At 64.7% G+C, this 15,197-nt stretch carries 14 protein-coding genes; 8 read left to right on the top strand and 6 right to left on the bottom strand.

Features of this window, described 5'->3' with window-relative positions; all coding sequences use genetic code 11:
- Nucleotides 1-85 precede the first annotated feature (85 nt).
- Nucleotides 86-643: a nitroreductase family protein gene (locus APH28_RS07935; protein ID WP_060508403.1), complete on the top strand. Its 558-nt coding sequence runs from the start codon at nucleotides 86-88 to the stop codon at nucleotides 641-643.
- Nucleotides 644-744: 101 nt separating this feature from the next.
- Here APH28_RS07935 and APH28_RS07930 read toward each other — a convergent pair whose 3' ends face one another.
- The 5 genes from APH28_RS07930 to APH28_RS07910 all read right to left on the bottom strand — a co-directional run bounded on the left by APH28_RS07930 (nucleotide 745) and on the right by APH28_RS07910 (nucleotide 4,390).
- Entirely contained in the window at nucleotides 745-2,085 is a 1,341-nt protein-coding gene (locus tag APH28_RS07930; protein ID WP_060508402.1) for a HAMP domain-containing sensor histidine kinase, read from the bottom strand.
- A 59-nt stretch (nucleotides 2,086-2,144) separates the two neighbouring features.
- The gene (locus APH28_RS07925; protein ID WP_060508401.1) at nucleotides 2,145-2,561 is read right to left on the bottom strand and encodes a Spy/CpxP family protein refolding chaperone; all 417 of its coding nucleotides are present in this window, start codon (nucleotides 2,559-2,561) and stop codon (nucleotides 2,145-2,147) included.
- A gap of 124 nt (nucleotides 2,562-2,685) precedes the next feature.
- Entirely contained in the window at nucleotides 2,686-3,363 is a 678-nt protein-coding gene (locus APH28_RS07920) for a response regulator transcription factor (RefSeq protein WP_060508400.1), read from the bottom strand.
- Between the two features lie 132 nt (nucleotides 3,364-3,495).
- Nucleotides 3,496-3,795: a YciI family protein gene (locus APH28_RS07915; RefSeq protein WP_060508399.1), complete on the bottom strand. Its 300-nt coding sequence runs from the start codon at nucleotides 3,793-3,795 to the stop codon at nucleotides 3,496-3,498.
- 1 nt (nucleotide 3,796) lies between these two features.
- A complete protein-coding gene (locus APH28_RS07910; protein WP_060508398.1) occupies nucleotides 3,797-4,390 on the bottom strand; it encodes a septation protein A in 594 nt (197 codons plus the stop codon).
- Between the two features lie 67 nt (nucleotides 4,391-4,457).
- Between APH28_RS07910 and APH28_RS07905 the strand changes: the two genes are divergently transcribed.
- The 6 genes from APH28_RS07905 to APH28_RS07880 all read left to right on the top strand — a co-directional run bounded on the left by APH28_RS07905 (nucleotide 4,458) and on the right by APH28_RS07880 (nucleotide 11,018).
- Nucleotides 4,458-5,318, top strand: coding sequence for a PHP domain-containing protein (locus tag APH28_RS07905; protein ID WP_060508397.1), 861 nt, complete (start codon nucleotides 4,458-4,460; stop codon nucleotides 5,316-5,318).
- A gap of 13 nt (nucleotides 5,319-5,331) precedes the next feature.
- Nucleotides 5,332-5,961 carry an L-threonylcarbamoyladenylate synthase gene (locus APH28_RS07900; RefSeq protein WP_060508415.1) on the top strand — a complete coding sequence of 210 codons (630 nt, stop codon included), beginning with the start codon at nucleotides 5,332-5,334 and terminating at the stop codon, nucleotides 5,959-5,961.
- A gap of 140 nt (nucleotides 5,962-6,101) precedes the next feature.
- Nucleotides 6,102-6,827 carry a ScpA family protein gene (locus APH28_RS07895; RefSeq protein WP_177334241.1) on the top strand — a complete coding sequence of 242 codons (726 nt, stop codon included), beginning with the start codon at nucleotides 6,102-6,104 and terminating at the stop codon, nucleotides 6,825-6,827.
- Nucleotides 6,814-7,584, top strand: coding sequence for an SMC-Scp complex subunit ScpB (gene scpB, locus APH28_RS07890; RefSeq protein WP_060508395.1), 771 nt, complete (start codon nucleotides 6,814-6,816; stop codon nucleotides 7,582-7,584). The genes APH28_RS07895 and scpB overlap by 14 nt, the downstream gene beginning before the upstream one ends.
- A 269-nt stretch (nucleotides 7,585-7,853) precedes the next feature.
- Nucleotides 7,854-8,957 carry a 23S rRNA pseudouridine(2605) synthase RluB gene (gene rluB / locus APH28_RS07885; protein WP_060508394.1) on the top strand — a complete coding sequence of 368 codons (1,104 nt, stop codon included), beginning with the start codon at nucleotides 7,854-7,856 and terminating at the stop codon, nucleotides 8,955-8,957.
- 642 nt (nucleotides 8,958-9,599) lie between these two features.
- Nucleotides 9,600-11,018, top strand: coding sequence for an amino acid permease (locus tag APH28_RS07880; RefSeq protein WP_177334238.1), 1,419 nt, complete (start codon nucleotides 9,600-9,602; stop codon nucleotides 11,016-11,018).
- A gap of 69 nt (nucleotides 11,019-11,087) precedes the next feature.
- On the opposite strand, the gene APH28_RS07875 is transcribed toward APH28_RS07880, so the two are convergent.
- Nucleotides 11,088-11,972 (bottom strand): LysR substrate-binding domain-containing protein, encoded by an 885-nt coding sequence (locus APH28_RS07875; RefSeq protein WP_060508392.1) that lies wholly within the window; start codon nucleotides 11,970-11,972, stop codon nucleotides 11,088-11,090.
- Between the two features lie 152 nt (nucleotides 11,973-12,124).
- Between APH28_RS07875 and APH28_RS07870 the strand changes: the two genes are divergently transcribed.
- Nucleotides 12,125-15,145, top strand: coding sequence for an FAD-binding and (Fe-S)-binding domain-containing protein (locus APH28_RS07870; protein ID WP_060508391.1), 3,021 nt, complete (start codon nucleotides 12,125-12,127; stop codon nucleotides 15,143-15,145).
- Nucleotides 15,146-15,197: the final 52 nt, after the last annotated feature.

Here is a 15,197-nt window from a genome sequence, read left to right as displayed (position 1 = left end):
GAAACGGAAGGGCGCCATTCTACCTATGGGTCTGGTGATGTAAACGCTAGAATGGCCGCACATTTACCTGCCAGGAGGGTAGCCGATGGAGGCTCTCGACGCATTGCTCAACCGTGTTTCCGTGCCGCGCCTGACCGACCCCGCGCCCAACCAGGCCCAGCGCGAGGCGCTGTTCCAGGCCGCCCTGCGCGCACCGGACCACGGCCAGCTGCGGCCGTGGCGCTTCCTGACCATCGAAGGTCAGGGCCGCGACAAGCTCGGTGAACTGTTCGCTGAAGCGCTGCAGCACAAGGGCGACGCCAGCCAGGCGGCGCTGGACAAGGCACGGGCGATGCCGCTGCGTGCGCCGTTGCTGATCGTGGTGATCGCCAAGTTGCAGGACCACTTCAAGGTGCCCAAGTCCGAGCAGCGCCTGGCGGCGGGGTGCGCGGCCCACGGCATCCTGATTGCGGCCCATGCCCAGGGCATTGGCGCGGTCTGGCGCACGGGCGACATGGCCTTTGATGCCCATGTGCACAAGGGTTTGGGCCTGGCCGAGAATGAAGAGCTGATCGGTTACCTGTATGTCGGTACACCGATGGCCGAGCCGCGTACGGCGCCTATCCTCGAAACTGCCGAGTACGTCAGCGTCTGGGGCGAATAACGCGCTGGCTTCTTCGCGGGGCAAGCCCGCTCTTACAAGCAACCGCGAAACCCTGTAGGAGCGGGCTTGCCCCGCGAAAGGGCCGGTAAGCCCAGCACGACTTAACTGCCAGTCACAACCCCCAGCGGCAACTCCAAGCGGGCCACGAACCCACCCTGCGGGTGGTTCACCAGCACCAGACTCCCGCCATGCCGCTCCGCCGCCTTGCGCGCGATCGCCAGCCCCAGGCCATGCCCAGCCGCTTCCTGCCCCGGTGCCCGGAAGAACGGCTCGCCCAACTGCGCCAGATGCTCCGGCGCCGCCCCCGGCCCATGATCGCGCACGCTCAACACGATCTTCTCTTGCTCGCGCTGCGCGCTGATCTCGATCGGTTGCCCCTCCGGGTTGAAGCGCAGGGCATTGCGCACCAGGTTGTCCACGGCACGCTCGATCAGCGTCGGCCAACCTTGCAGCGCCAGCCCGGGCTGCGCCTCGAGCTTCACTTCCTGCTCTGGTGCGCTGAGCTGAGCGTCCTTGCGCACGCTGCCCAGCAGCGCGTTGAGGTCGACAGGCTCGGCATGGGCCTGCTCGGCGTCGACCCTGGCCAAGGTCAGGATTTCGCTGATCAAGTCTTCAAGGCGGTCGCATTCCCGGGTCAGCCGTGGCCACAACGCCTGGCGCTGTTCGGTTTCGGCGCGCTCGGCGAGGGCCAGGGCAATGCGCAGGCGGGCCAGCGGTGAGCGCAGCTCGTGGGACACGTCGCGCAGTAGCTGGCGCTGGCTGCCGATCAGGCTCTGCAGGCGTGCACCCATCTTGTTGAAGTCCTTGGCCAGCACGCCGAACTCGTCACGCCGAGCGGCCAGGCGGGCCAGGCTGTTCTGCTGGTAGGTGGCCTGGCCTAGGTCATGCACGGCGCCGCGCAGGCGGCTGAGCGGGCGGGTGATCGACAGGGTTACCAAGAGGCTGAACACGGTCAGCACCACCAACGCGATGCCCAGTGCGCTCAACGGCCACAGCAGGCTCTCGCGGTGCCAGGCGTCCAGTTCCGGGTGCGGGATGCGGTAGATCAGCAGGTAAGTGTTGCCGCTGTCGGGGCTGGTGTATTCCTCGGTCAACCGGCGCCAGGGCAGGCGGCGCTCGTCATTGTGCTGACGCGCCTCGAAGGCTGCCGCGCGACGCGGGAACGTGCCAGGCACCACGGCATCGCCACTGTCGTCGAGCACCTGCACGTCGATCTTGTAGCGCTCTTTGCGTCGCTCCAGAAACGCCTGGGCAGACTCCAGGCCCTCTTGCTCATAATGCTTGGCCCAATGGCTGGCCATGGACTGGAGGCCCGGGTGACGGCTGAGGATCCAGGCGTCCTGGTTGAGCATATGGCCGAGCAGAATCGACAGGCCCGCGACCAGGGTGATAGCCAGCCAGAAGCTGGCCAGGATGCGCCAGAACAGAGAACGCAAGAGCACCTCCTGAAAACGGGAAAAGCCCGGCCCGCTGGAGGCGGGCCGGGCACTGAGCAGGCAGCTTACTGGGCCTTGGCGGCTTTTGCAGCTTTCCAGGCTTGGAACTCTTGCCATTCAGCCTTGCGGGCTTCGCGTTCCTTCTGCAGTTCGTCGAACTTCTTCTGCTGCTCAGGCTTGAGCAGCGCGCGAACCTGGCTGTCGGTCTTGTCGTGGCTGGCCTTGAGTTCGTCTTTCATGGCCTTCTGGTCGGCTGCCGGCAGCTTGTTCAGGTAGCGTTCGGTGATCTCGTGACGCTGTTTCATCTGCTCACCCATCAGGTGGCCGATCTGCTGGCGCTGGTCGCGGCTCAGGTCCAGTTGGGCGAAAGGCGCATCACCGCGGTGATGCGGGCCGTCGTGACGCGGGCCGCCTTCAGGCATGGCCATGGCCACGGTTGGCAGGGCGGCGGCGAACATCAGGGCGATAAGGGTCTTGCGCATGGTGTCTCTCCTGTCATGGGCCGGTGTTTACCGGATGAGCCCAGTCTAGGGAGATCAAGGTCAAGCGCAGTCAGCGCAGCGTAAAGGCAGGGTAAAGATGGGGCGCACGCGGCCCCATGCAGGCTTACAGGCTGTAGTAGTAACCGCGGCTGCGCAATGCCACGATCCGCGGCCGTCCATCAGGGTGTGGGCCGACTTTTTTACGCAGGTTGCTGACGTGCATGTCCAGGCTGCGGTCGTACAGGGTCAGCTTGCGCCCCAGGGCGATCTGCGCCAGTTCCTGCTTGTCCAGCGGCTCGCCCGGCTGGCGCAGCAGCGCCTCGAGTATGCGGCTTTCGGACAGGGTCAGGCTCATGTCGCGGCCATCGATGCTGACCACGCCACGCACCGGGCTGAACGCCAGGTCACCGATCTCCAGCTGGGTAGTGGTGGCGGTGGGGTGGCTGCGGCGCAGCACGGCGCGCAGGCGGGCAGTGAGCTCACGGGGGTCGCAGGGTTTGGCCAGGTAGTCGTCAGCGCCCAGCTCCAGGCCGAGGATGCGGTCCAGTGGCTCGCCTCGGGCCGACAGCATCAGCACCGGCAGTTCGGCATGTTCGCTGCGCAGCTGCTTGAGCAGCTCCAGGCCGCTGCCGTCGGGCAGCATCACATCTAGCACCACGGCCGCCGGGGCATGCTCGGCCAATGCCTGGCGCGCGCTCTGGCCGTCGTGGCAGGCGCGTACCGCAAACCCTTCCTGGGTCAGCCAGCTGCCGAGCAGCTCGCAGAGTTCCTGGTCATCATCAATCAGTAACAGCTCGCTCATGACTCACTCAATTCAACCATTGACGGCGTCTTCTGTGTCCGCCAGCGGCAAAGATACCGCAGACTGAGGGCGAGCGTGCAATTAGCGCAGGGCAGGCCGCGTCGCCGGCTCGGTCGGCGACGCGGTTGCACATCAAGGCAGGACTTGCTTGAACGGCTTGACGACGACTTTGTCGTACACGCCTGCGGCGATGTACGGGTCGGCATCGGCCCAGGCCTGGGCGGCGGCCAGGGAGTCGAACTCGGCGACGATCAGGCTGCCGCTGAAGCCGGCATCACCTGGGTCGTTGCTGTCGATGGCAGGGTGCGGGCCGGCCAGCACCACGCGGCCTTCGGCCTTGAGCTGTTGCAGGCGCTCAATGTGCGCCGGGCGTGCAGCCAGGCGTTTTTCCAGGGAGTTCGCGACGTCGCTGGCGATGATGGCGTAGAGCATGTCAATCCTTGGGTTTGGAGGTGGAAGGGTCGTCGTGCAGGTGACGCGACAGGTACACGCCCTGCGCCACCAGGAAGATCACGGTCATGCCGAGGCTGCCGAACACCTTGAAGTCCACCCAGAAGCTCTGGAAGGTGAAGGCGACGAACAGGTTGGCGGCGCCGCAGAATATGAAGAAAGCGATCCACGCCACGTTCAGGCGCGACCAGATGGCATCGGGCAGGGTCAGGGCGTGGCCCATGATGCGCTTGATCAGCACCCGATCGCCGATGAAGTGGCTGCCGGCAAAGCCCAGGGCGAACAGCCAGTTGACCACCGGCGCCTTCCACTTGAGGAAGGTTTCGCTGTGGAAGGTCAGGGTCAGGCCGCCGAACACCAGGCAGGCGACCAAGGTCAGCCACTGACCCTTCTCCAGCTTGCGCTGGCGCAGGAACAGCGCGCCGTACACCACCAGCGAGCTGATGATCAGCATCGCCGTGGCGCTGTAGATGCCGCCGAATTCGAAGCTGTGGCCTGCGACCTCCACCGGGCGCGGGTCGAGCTTGTAGACGATGAAGAACAGCAGCAGCGGGATGAAATCGATGAATTGTTTCACAATGGCAGCCAGAATCGGGATGTGACGGCATAATAACAAACATCGATTCCAGCGAAAGCGCTCCTCCATGAATGTTGATCTGCACTGTCACAGCACGGCCTCCGACGGCGCCCTGTCGCCCACGGACCTGGTCGCCCGGGCCCATGAGCACGGGGTGCAAACGCTGGCACTGACCGACCACGACACCCTCGAAGGCCTGCCCGAGGCGCGCCAGGCCTGCCAGGCGCGCGGTATGCGCTGGGTCAGCGGGGTAGAACTGTCGTGCACCTGGGGTGGCGCGACCATCCACGTGCTGGGCTACAACTTCCCGCTCGACGCGCCGCCGTTGCTCAAGGCCATCGAGGCGTTGCACCGCGGCCGCTGGTTGCGCGCCGAAGAAATCGACAAACGGTTGGCGGCCAAGGGCATGCCCGGTGCCCTCGATGGCGCGCGGGCCGTGCAACAGGAACTGGGCGACAGCGGCAACGCCCCGGCGCGGCCGCATTTTGCCGAATTCCTGGTGCGCGCCGGGCATGCCAAGGACCGCGGGGAGGCCTTCCGCAAGTGGCTGGGGGCCGGCAAGTTGGGCGACGTCAAGCAGCACTGGCCAACGCTCGAGGAAACTGTCGCCACGTTGCGCCAGTCCAACGCATGGGTGAGCCTTGCACACCCCATGCACTACGATCTGACCCGCAGCAAGCGCAGGCGGCTGATTGCCGACTATATTCAGGCAGGCGGGCAGGCACTTGAAGTGGTCAACGGGATGATGCCAGCCGAGCAGGTGGGCACGATGTCCATCCTTACCCGTGAGTTCGGCCTGCTGGCAAGCGCTGGCAGCGACTTCCACGGCCCCGGCACCTGGGGCGAGATCGGTGCCTACCGGCCATTGCCCGAGGACTTGCCACCTCTGTGGCGTCGATTCAGCCATGAACAGCCTATGGCGCTATGAACAGGATGACTTCGTGAGCCAATTTTTCCAGATTCATCCGGAGAACCCACAGCCGCGCCTGATCCGCCAGGCGGTGGAGATCATCCGCAAGGGTGGCGTGGTGGTCTACCCGACCGACTCGGCCTACGCCCTGGGTTGCCAGATCGGAGACAAGGCGGCGATCGAGCGAGTGCGCCGCCTGCGCGGCCTGGACAAGACCCACAACTTCACCCTGATGTGCTGCGACATGTCGCAGCTGGGGCTGTATGCCAAGGTCGACACCGGCACCTTCCGCCTGCTAAAGGCCCATGTGCCAGGGCCGTATACCTTCATCCTCAACGGTACCCGCGAAGTGCCGCGCCTGCTGCTGCACGAAAAACGCCGCACCATCGGCCTGCGCGTGCCGGACCACGCCATCACCCTGGCGCTGCTGGCCGAGTTGGGCGAGCCACTGATGAGCGTGAGCCTGATCCTGCCGGGCGACACCGAGCCGATGACCGACCCCTACGAGATCCGCGGGCGACTGGAGCACCATGTTGACCTGGTCATCGATGGTGGCTTCGGCGACCTCAAGGCCTCGACCATCATCGACCTGTCGGGCGATGAACCTGAGCTGATCCGCGAAGGCTGCGGCGACCCCACGCCGTTCATGGTCAACGCGTGAGCCAGGTGGAAGCACCCGAGGCGCCGGCCGAAGAAGCCGGCGTGCAACAAGAGCCGCCACCCCAGCAGTTGCAGCTGGCCCTGGTCTACGGCGAAGCGCTGACCGAAATGCCGCTGGACCTGTACATCCCGCCGGATGCCCTGGAAGTCATCCTCGAAGCCTTCGAGGGCCCGCTGGACCTGCTGCTGTACCTGATCCGCAAGCAGAACATCGACATCCTCGACATCCCCGTGGCGGAGATCACCCGCCAGTACATGGGCTACGTCGAGCTGATGAAGAGCGTGCGCCTTGAGCTGGCTGCCGAATACCTGGTGATGGCAGCCATGCTCGCCGAGATCAAGTCGCGCATGCTGCTGCCGCGCTCGACAACGGTCGAGGAAGAGGAGGGCGACCCACGCGCCGAACTGATCCGCCGCCTGCAGGAGTACGAGCGCTTCAAGGCCGCCGCCGAGGGCATCGACGAGCTGCCGCGGGTGGGCCGCGAGATCGTCGTACCGCGCCTGGAGGCACCGCAGGCCAAGGTGCGCAAGCTGCTGCCGCAGGTCAGCCTGGAGGAGCTGCTGGTGTCCATGGCCGAGGTCATGCGCCGCAACGACCTGTTCGAAAGCCACCAGATCACCCGCGAGACGCTGTCCACCCGCGAGCGCATGAGCGACGTGCTGGAGCGCCTCAAAGGCGGCGCCTTCGTGCCGTTTGTCGAGCTGTTCACCCCCGAGGAAGGCAAGCTTGGCGTGGTGGTGACCTTCATGGCGATCCTCGAGCTGGTGAAGGAATCGCTGGTCGAACTGGTGCAGAATGAGCCCTTCGCGCCGATCCATGTGCGGCTGCGCCCCGAGTCTGTCGAAGAACCTGATGAATTTGAATGAACCCCGCGACCTGGCGTCGCTGATCGAAGCCTTCCTGCTCGCCTCGGGCAAGCCGCAATCGCTCGAACGCCTCTATGAACTGTTCGAAGAGGCCGAGCGCCCCGAGCCGAAAGTGTTCAAGAAGGCCCTGGAAGTGCTCGGCAAGTCCTGCGCCGGGCGGGCTTTCGAGCTCAAGGAAGTGGCCACCGGTTACCGCCTGCAGATTCGCGAAGACTTCGCGCCCTGGGTCGGCCGGCTGTGGGAGGAGCGCCCGCAGCGGTATTCCCGTGCGCTGCTCGAAACCATGGCCTTGATCGCCTACCGTCAGCCCATCACCCGTGGCGAGATCGAGGATGTGCGGGGTGTGGCGGTCAACAGCAACATCATCAAGACGCTGATGGAGCGTGAGTGGATTCGCGTGGTCGGCCACCGCGAGGTGCCCGGCCGCCCGGCGATGTTCGCCACCACCAAGGCGTTTCTCGATCACTTCAACCTCAAGAGCCTGGACGAGCTGCCAGCGTTGGCCGAACTGCGCGAGATGGAGCCGGAACCGGTACTGGATCCGGATGATGCCCCGGTGCCAGCGCACATACAGGCCTTGGCCGATGCCAGCCTGGGCGAAGAGGAAGCCGCCGGCGAGCCGAAACAGGAGACCAGCTTCCGCAGCCTGTTAGTGGAGCTGGACCAGATGGAAGAAGGGCTGAAGACCGACTTTGATGACCTGCGTGAAGAGGAACCCGAAGCCTCGGTGGAGGAAGAGGGTAAGCTGGAGCCCTGATTTTACCTGGGCGGGCCTCTTCGCGGGACAAGCCCGCTCCTACAGGGGATGCAGTTCGCCGGGGGCATGGAGATCCTTGTAGGAGCGGGCTTGCCCCGCGAAAGGGCCGGAACTGCCCACGCATCACCATTAGGCAGAATTCACTGCCAAAGCCCACAAAACCCTCTACCCTCCAGTGCGTTCCCCCAGCGAACCGCGTATGATGCGCGGCCCTTTGGCGCGTTCGTCGCCAAGACCCTGTTTTCATTCCTACACCGGGAGGTGCCCAGATGAGTGAGCAAGACCTGCAAAATACCGAAATCACCCCGCCAGCCGGCGAAAAGCTGCAGAAAGTGCTGGCACGCATTGGCGTCGGTTCGCGCCGTGACGTCGAAGCCTGGATCAGCCAGGGCCGTATCAAGGTCAACGGCGTCGAGGCCACCCTCGGCCTGCGCGTCGACCTGCACGACGCCATCACCGTCGATGGCAAGCTGATCAAGCGCGAAGAGGCCGCCGAGGCCACGCGCCGGGTGATCATGTACAACAAGCCCGATGGCGAGATCTGCACCCGTGACGACCCGGAAGGCCGCCCGACCGTGTTCGACCGCCTGCCGCGTCCGAAGGAAGGCCGCTGGATCAACATCGGCCGCCTGGATATCAACACCACCGGCCTGCTGCTGTTCACCACCGACGGTGAACTGGCCAACCGCCTGATGCACCCGTCCTACGAGATGGACCGCGAATACGCCGTGCGTGTGCGCGGTGAAGTCGACGACGAGATGATCGATCGCCTGAAGGCGGGCGTGATGCTCGAAGACGGCCCGGCCAAGTTCACCGACATCCAGAAGGCGCCGGGTGGCGAAGGCTTCAACCACTGGTACCACTGCGTGGTAATGGAAGGCCGTAACCGCGAAGTGCGTCGCCTGTGGGAATCCCAGGGCATGGTCGTCAGCCGCCTGAAGCGCGTGCGTTTTGGCCCGGTGTTCCTCAACTCCGACCTGCCGATGGGCCGCTGGCGTGAAATGACCCAGGGCGAAATCGACATCCTGGCCGCTGAAGTGGGCCTGCAGCCGGTAGCGCTGCCGACCCTGAACCTCAAGGCCAAGGACAAGATGGAGCGCCTGCAGCGCAAATCGAGCCGCCCAATGGGCCGCAACGAGCGCGTGCGCAGCCTGCGCCCGGCCCAGGAAGGTGGTGCCGCCGCTGAGCGCCCTGCACGTCAGCCGCGCGATACCTCGGGTGAGCGCCCAGCACGCCAGTCGCGTGACGAAGCACCGCGCAAAGGTAACCGTGGCAGCGCGGTGGCCGAGCGCCCGAGCGAAATGCGCAAGCGTCCAGGCAAGCCAGACGGTGACAAGCCGGCCGGCCGTGGTCGCGGCAAGCCGCGTGGCTGATTAGTCAGAGCGGTTATGAAAGCCAGCCTTCGGGCTGGTTTTTTTATGCCTGTGAGAATTTGGGGCCGCAAAGCGGCCCCAAGATATTGAAGAAAAAGAAATTTTCGGACGACTGGCAAGTTTACAAACCACACCGTAAAGAAATTTATACAGAACAGCCCGAATTCAGCCTGTAATTCGGATTTTTCCTGTTCGTGTAAACAGAACTTGCCGCGCCACCCACCGCAAAGCTCCTGCCTTCACACCGCCCCATATTGCTCAAACCCCCGTACCACGGTGATATAGCGGTCATTGCCGTGTGCAAAAGCCCGTCCACAGAGCCGGGCCAACAGAACAACAAATGGAGGCGCCATGTACGCCGATCACTTCGCCTTTTCAGGCATCTACCACAGGATCGCTGCGTTTTTTCCCAGGGAAACGATGCAACGCGTTGACGCCTGCGCGTTTGCAGGGGTATACAGTGCGCCGCGTTTTACCTGTGACCCTCTTGCGTACCGCGCACTCCTGCCCACACCTGGCTGATCCGCCCCGGCGGCATCCGTTGGCAGGAAACCCAAGGTAACCACCTTGCCATTCCGCTGCGCCACGAGCGCGGTGGGTCCGATTCCGTCACAGATAAAAACAATGCAGGTGACTTCGTTCATGAGTGGACAAAACATGCATTCAGGCGAGCTCAAGCGGGGCCTGAAGAACCGCCACATCCAGTTGATCGCCCTCGGCGGTGCGATTGGTACCGGCCTGTTCCTCGGTTCGGCAGGCGTGATGAAATCCGCCGGCCCGTCGATGATCCTCGGTTACGCCATCTGCGGCTTCATCGCCTTCATGATCATGCGCCAGCTCGGTGAGATGATCGTCGAAGAGCCGGTGGCCGGCTCGTTCAGCCACTTTGCGCACACCTACTGGGGCGGCTTCGCCGGCTTCCTGTCGGGCTGGAACTGCTGGGTGCTGTACATCCTGGTGGGCATGTCGGAACTGTCGGCGGTGGGCAAGTACGTGCACTACTGGTGGCCGGAGATCCCGACCTGGGTCACGGCGGCAGCGTTCTTCGTGCTGATCAACGCCATCAACCTGATGAACGTGAAGTTTTTCGGTGAGGCCGAATTCTGGTTCGCCATCATCAAGGTCGTGGCGATCGTCAGCATGATCGGCCTGGGTGCCTACCTGCTGACCAGCGGCAACGGCGGCCCGGATGCTTCGGTGAGCAACTTGTGGAGCCACGGCGGCTTCTTCCCGCATGGTGTCAGCGGCCTGGTGATGGCCTTGGCATTCATCATGTTCTCGTTCGGTGGCCTGGAAATGCTCGGTTTCACCGCTGCCGAGGCCGACAAGCCGAAGACCGTGATTCCGAAAGCGATCAACCAAGTCATCTACCGCATCCTGATCTTCTATGTGGGTGCCCTGATCGTGCTGCTGTCGCTGACCCCATGGGACAACCTGGTCGCCAGCATCGATGCGTCCGGCGGCAGCTACGGCAGCAGCCCGTTCGTTCAGGTGTTCTCGCTGCTGGGCAGCGACGTGGCGGCCAACCTGCTGAACTTCGTGGTCCTGACCGCAGCGCTGTCGGTGTACAACAGTGGCACCTACTGCAACGCACGCATGCTGCTGGGCATGGCCGAGCAAGGTGATGCCCCGGCCTCGCTGGCCAAGGTCGACAAGCGTGGCGTACCGGTGCGTGCGATCCTGGTGTCGGCAGCGGTGACCCTGATCGCCGTGCTGCTCAACTACCTGATGCCGCAGAATGCACTGGAGCTGCTGATGTCGCTGGTGGTCGCGACCCTCGTGATCAACTGGGCGATGATCAGCTACTCGCACCTGAAGTTCCGCCAGCACCTTGACCGCGTTGGCCAGAAGCCGCTGTTCAAGGCGCTGTGGTACCCCTACGGCAACTACGTAGTACTGGCCTTCGTGGTGCTGATCCTGGGCATCATGCTGATGATCCCGGGCATCCAGGTGTCGGTGTATGCGATCCCGGTGTGGCTGGCGGCGATGCTGCTGGCGTACCTGGCCAAGGGCCGTCGTCGGCCGCTGGCCAATGGCCCTGCCGGTAACGTGGCCAAGTAAATCCCTGGCTGCTTGAAGAAACCCGATGCCAGGTAACTGGCATCGGGTTTTTTAGTGCCTGTTCCGACCTCAGATCTGCGCCAGCAACCAGCTGCGAAATGCCCTGAGCGAAGGCAAAGCCTCATTGCGCGGCGGATAGATCAGGTAGTAACTGCGCTGGCTGGCAAACGCCGCCCCCGGGCTGAACAGCTCACCCTTGGCCAGCTCTTCCTCCACCAGAATCCTCGGCACCAGCCCGATGCCGATCCCGGCCCGTACCGCCTGGATCAGGTGCGAGGTCAGTTCGAAGCTCGGCCCAAGGCGCATCGCCCGGTGTGGCAGGCCGTGGTGGGAAAACCACTCGCCCCAGGCATGCGGGTTGTTGGCCACATTCAACAGCACCTCTTCACTGACCCTCGCCGGGCCCCAACCCTGGGCATCGCCACCCGCCTCAGGCGGCAGGATCACCACCAGCTCTTCGGCATGCAAGCGGTGGCAGATCAAACCCGGCAGGTCATGACTGGCCACGCCGATGGCGGCGTCGATCTCGCTGGTGTCGAAGTTAATCGCTTCGATGCGTGAATGAATGTGCACCAGCATGCCAGGGTGGGCGCTGTAGAACGCATGCAGGCGCGGCAGCAGCCACTTCGAGCCGAAGGTGGGCAGGGTGGCCAGGCGCAGGGTGCCGACCCCGGACTGGTAGGCCAGCGCCTGCAAGGTGGCGCTGCGGATGCGCCCCAGTGCTTCGCTCAGCTCGCGCTGGTACAGCCGGCCGACGTCGGTCAGTTGCACCTGGCGGCCCTCGCGGCGGAACAGGGTCAGGCCCAGCTGCTGCTCCAGCGCTTGCACCTGTCGGCTGACCGCACTCTGGGTCAGCGACAGCTCGGCGGCGGCGCGGGTGTAACTTTCATGCCGGGCGGCGGCTTCGAAAGCCAGCAGCAGTGACATCGATGGCGTCAGGTGGCGGTAATTCATTCATAAAAGTCATTGATAGCGGCAGGATTATCCGTTTGCCCCTGAAGCGAAACTACAGGAACATTGGCCTATACGTCATCCCTGCATGAAGTAATGCATGCCGGGACGACAGGATTCCCGTGAATTAGCCCATATCAAGAGGCCATCCTTCGATGATCGCCCAGCTGCCGACCCTTGCGCCAAGCGCCGGTTACCCCGAATTCCTCGAAGCCCTGCGCAACAGTGGCTTCCGTGGCCAGATCAGTGCCGACTACGGCACCCGCACGGTGCTGGCCACCGATAACTCGATTTACCAGCGTCTGCCCCAGGCGGCGGTGTTCCCGCTGGACGCCGATGACGTGGCGCGGGTTGCCACGCTGATGGGCGAGCCACGCTTCAAGGAGGTCAAGCTCACCCCGCGTGGCGGCGGCACCGGCACCAATGGCCAGTCGCTGACCGATGGCATCGTTGTCGACTTGTCGCGGCACATGAATCAGATCCTCGAAATCAACGTCGAGGAGCGCTGGGTGCGAGTCCAGGCCGGTACGGTCAAGGACCAGCTCAACGCCGCGCTCAAGCCCCACGGCCTGTTCTTCGCCCCTGAGCTGTCCACTTCCAACCGCGCCACCGTCGGCGGCATGATCAACACCGACGCCAGCGGTCAGGGCAGCTGCACCTACGGCAAGACCCGCGACCACGTGCTGGAACTGCACAGCGTGCTGCTCGGCGGCGAGCGCTTGCACAGCCTGCCGATCGACGACGCCGCGCTGGAACAGGCCTGCGCCACGCCAGGCCGGGTCGGCGAGGTGTACCGCATGGCCCGGGAGATCCAGGAAACCCAGGCCGAGCTGATCGAGACGACGTTCCCCAAGCTCAACCGCTGCCTGACCGGCTATGACCTGGCGCACCTGCGTGACGAGCAGGGCCGCTTCAACCTCAACAGCGTGCTGTGCGGCGCCGAAGGTTCGCTGGGCTATGTGGTCGAAGCCAAGCTCAATGTGTTGCCGATCCCGAAGTACGCGGTGCTGGTAAACGTGCGCTACACCAGCTTCATGGACGCCCTGCGCGACGCCAACGCGCTGATGGCGCTCAAGCCGCTGTCGATCGAGACGGTCGACTCCAAGGTGCTGATGCTGGCAATGAAGGACATCGTCTGGCACAGCGTTGCCGAGTACTTCCCCGCCGACCCCGAGCGCCCGACCCTGGGCATCAACCTGGTGGAGTTCTGCGGCGACGAGCCGGCCGAGGTCAACGCCCGGGTCCAGGCGTTCATCGACCACCTGCAGAGCGACACCAGCGTCGAGCGCCTCGGCCACACCTTGGCCGAGGGCGCCGAGGCGGTGACCCGCGTCTATACCATGCGCAAGCGTTCGGTGGGCCTGCTCGGCAACGTCGAGGGTGAGGTGCGCCCGCAGCCGTTCGTTGAAGACACCGCCGTGCCGCCGGAGCAACTGGCCGACTACATCGCTGACTTCCGCGCGCTGCTCGACGGCTACGGCCTGGCCTACGGCATGTTCGGCCACGTCGATGCCGGCGTACTGCACGTGCGCCCCGCGTTGGACATGAAAGACCCGGCCCAGGCCGCGCTGGTCAAACCGATTTCCGATGCCGTGGCGGCGCTGACCAAAAGCTACGGCGGCCTGCTGTGGGGCGAGCACGGCAAGGGTCTGCGCTCGGAGTACGTGCCGGAATACTTCGGTGAGCTGTACCCGGCGCTGCAGCGCCTGAAGGGCGCCTTCGACCCGCACAACCAGCTCAACCCGGGCAAGATCTGCACGCCACCGGACAGCGCAGAGGGCCTGACCAAGGTCGACGGCGTGACCCTGCGTGGCGACCTCGACCGTACCATTGACGAGCGCGTGTGGCAGGACTTCCCCAGCGCCGTGCACTGCAATGGCAACGGCGCCTGCTACAACTACGACCCCAACGACGCCATGTGCCCGTCATGGAAGGCCACCCGCGAGCGCCAGCATTCGCCCAAGGGCCGTGCCTCGCTGATGCGCGAATGGCTGCGCCTGCAGGGCGAGGCCAACATCGACGTGCTGGCGGCAGCGCGCAACAAGGTGTCCTGGCTCAAGGGCCTGCCGGTGCGGCTGCGCAACAACCGCGCGCGCAATCAGGGGCAGGAAGACTTCTCCCATGAAGTGTACGACGCCATGTCCGGTTGCCTGGCGTGCAAGTCGTGCGCAGGGCAGTGCCCGATCAAGGTCAACGTGCCGGACTTCCGCTCGCGCTTCCTCGAGCTGTACCACGGCCGTTACCAGCGCCCACTGCGTGACTACCTGATCGGCTCGCTGGAGTTCACCATCCCGTACCTGGCCCATGCACCGGGGCTCTACAACGCGGTGATGGGCTCGAAGTGGGTGAGCAAGCTGCTGGCGGACAAGGTCGGCATGGTCGACAGCCCGCTGATCAGCCGCTTCAACTTCCAGTCGACCCTGACCCGCTGCCGTGTCGGCGTGGCCAGCGTGCCGGCCCTGCGCGAGCTGACCCCGGCCCAGCGCGAGCGCAGCATCGTGCTGGTGCAGGATGCCTTTACTCGCTACTTCGAGACGCCGTTGCTGGCCGCGTTCATCGAGTTGGCCCATCGCCTGGGCCACCGGGTGTTCCTGGCGCCTTACAGCGCCAACGGCAAGCCGTTGCACGTGCAGGGCTTCCTCGGCGCCTTCGCCAAGGCGGCGATCCGCAACGCGACCCAGCTCAAGGCCCTGGCTGACTGCGGCGTGCCACTGGTGGGCCTGGACCCGGCGATGACCTTGGTCTACCGCCAGGAGTACCAGAAGGTGCCGGGCCTGGAGCAGTGCCCGAACGTGCTGCTGCCACAGGAGTGGTTGATGGATGTGCTGCCGGAGCAGGTGCCGACTGCGCCGGGTAACTTCCGCCTGATGGCGCACTGCACCGAGAAGACCAACGTGCCGGCCAGTACCCGGCAGTGGGAGCAGGTGTTTGCCCGCCTGGGTCTGAAGTTGGTGACCGAGGCGACGGGGTGCTGCGGCATGTCCGGCACTTACGGGCACGAGGCGCGCAACCAAGAGACGTCACGGACCATCTTCGAGCAGTCGTGGGCGACCAAGCTGGACAAGGAAGGCGAGGCGCTGGCGACGGGCTACTCGTGCCGCAGCCAGGTCAAGCGCATGACCGAGCGGCAGATGCGCCACCCGCTTGAGGTGGTGTTGCAGTACGCCAAGCGCTGACAAGGCCCCGGGGCTGCTTTGCAGCCCTTTCGCGGGGCAAGCCCGCTCCTAC

Source organism: Pseudomonas sp. NBRC 111124 (genome assembly GCF_001320245.1).
In the GTDB taxonomy this organism is placed as follows: Bacteria; Pseudomonadota; Gammaproteobacteria; order Pseudomonadales; family Pseudomonadaceae; genus Aquipseudomonas.
Note: the sequence above shows the minus strand (reverse complement) of the source record. Positions and strands in the feature narration are given on the sequence as shown.

Excerpts from the sequence above, each read along its gene's own strand:
- APH28_RS07870 (WP_060508391.1), top strand. The coding sequence starts at position 12,125 with ATGATCGCCCAGCTGCCGACCCTTGCGCCAAGCGCCGGTTACCCCGAA.
- APH28_RS07915 (WP_060508399.1), bottom strand. The coding sequence starts at position 3,795 with ATGCTCTACGCCATCATCGCCAGCGACGTCGCGAACTCCCTGGAAAAA.
- rluB (WP_060508394.1), top strand. The coding sequence starts at position 7,854 with ATGAGTGAGCAAGACCTGCAAAATACCGAAATCACCCCGCCAGCCGGC.
- scpB (WP_060508395.1), top strand. The coding sequence starts at position 6,814 with ATGAATTTGAATGAACCCCGCGACCTGGCGTCGCTGATCGAAGCCTTC.
- APH28_RS07935 (WP_060508403.1), top strand. The coding sequence starts at position 86 with ATGGAGGCTCTCGACGCATTGCTCAACCGTGTTTCCGTGCCGCGCCTG.
- APH28_RS07875 (WP_060508392.1), bottom strand. The coding sequence starts at position 11,972 with ATGAATTACCGCCACCTGACGCCATCGATGTCACTGCTGCTGGCTTTC.
- APH28_RS07905 (WP_060508397.1), top strand. The coding sequence starts at position 4,458 with ATGAATGTTGATCTGCACTGTCACAGCACGGCCTCCGACGGCGCCCTG.
- APH28_RS07920 (WP_060508400.1), bottom strand. The coding sequence starts at position 3,363 with ATGAGCGAGCTGTTACTGATTGATGATGACCAGGAACTCTGCGAGCTG.
- APH28_RS07880 (WP_177334238.1), top strand. The coding sequence starts at position 9,600 with ATGAGTGGACAAAACATGCATTCAGGCGAGCTCAAGCGGGGCCTGAAG.
- APH28_RS07925 (WP_060508401.1), bottom strand. The coding sequence starts at position 2,561 with ATGCGCAAGACCCTTATCGCCCTGATGTTCGCCGCCGCCCTGCCAACC.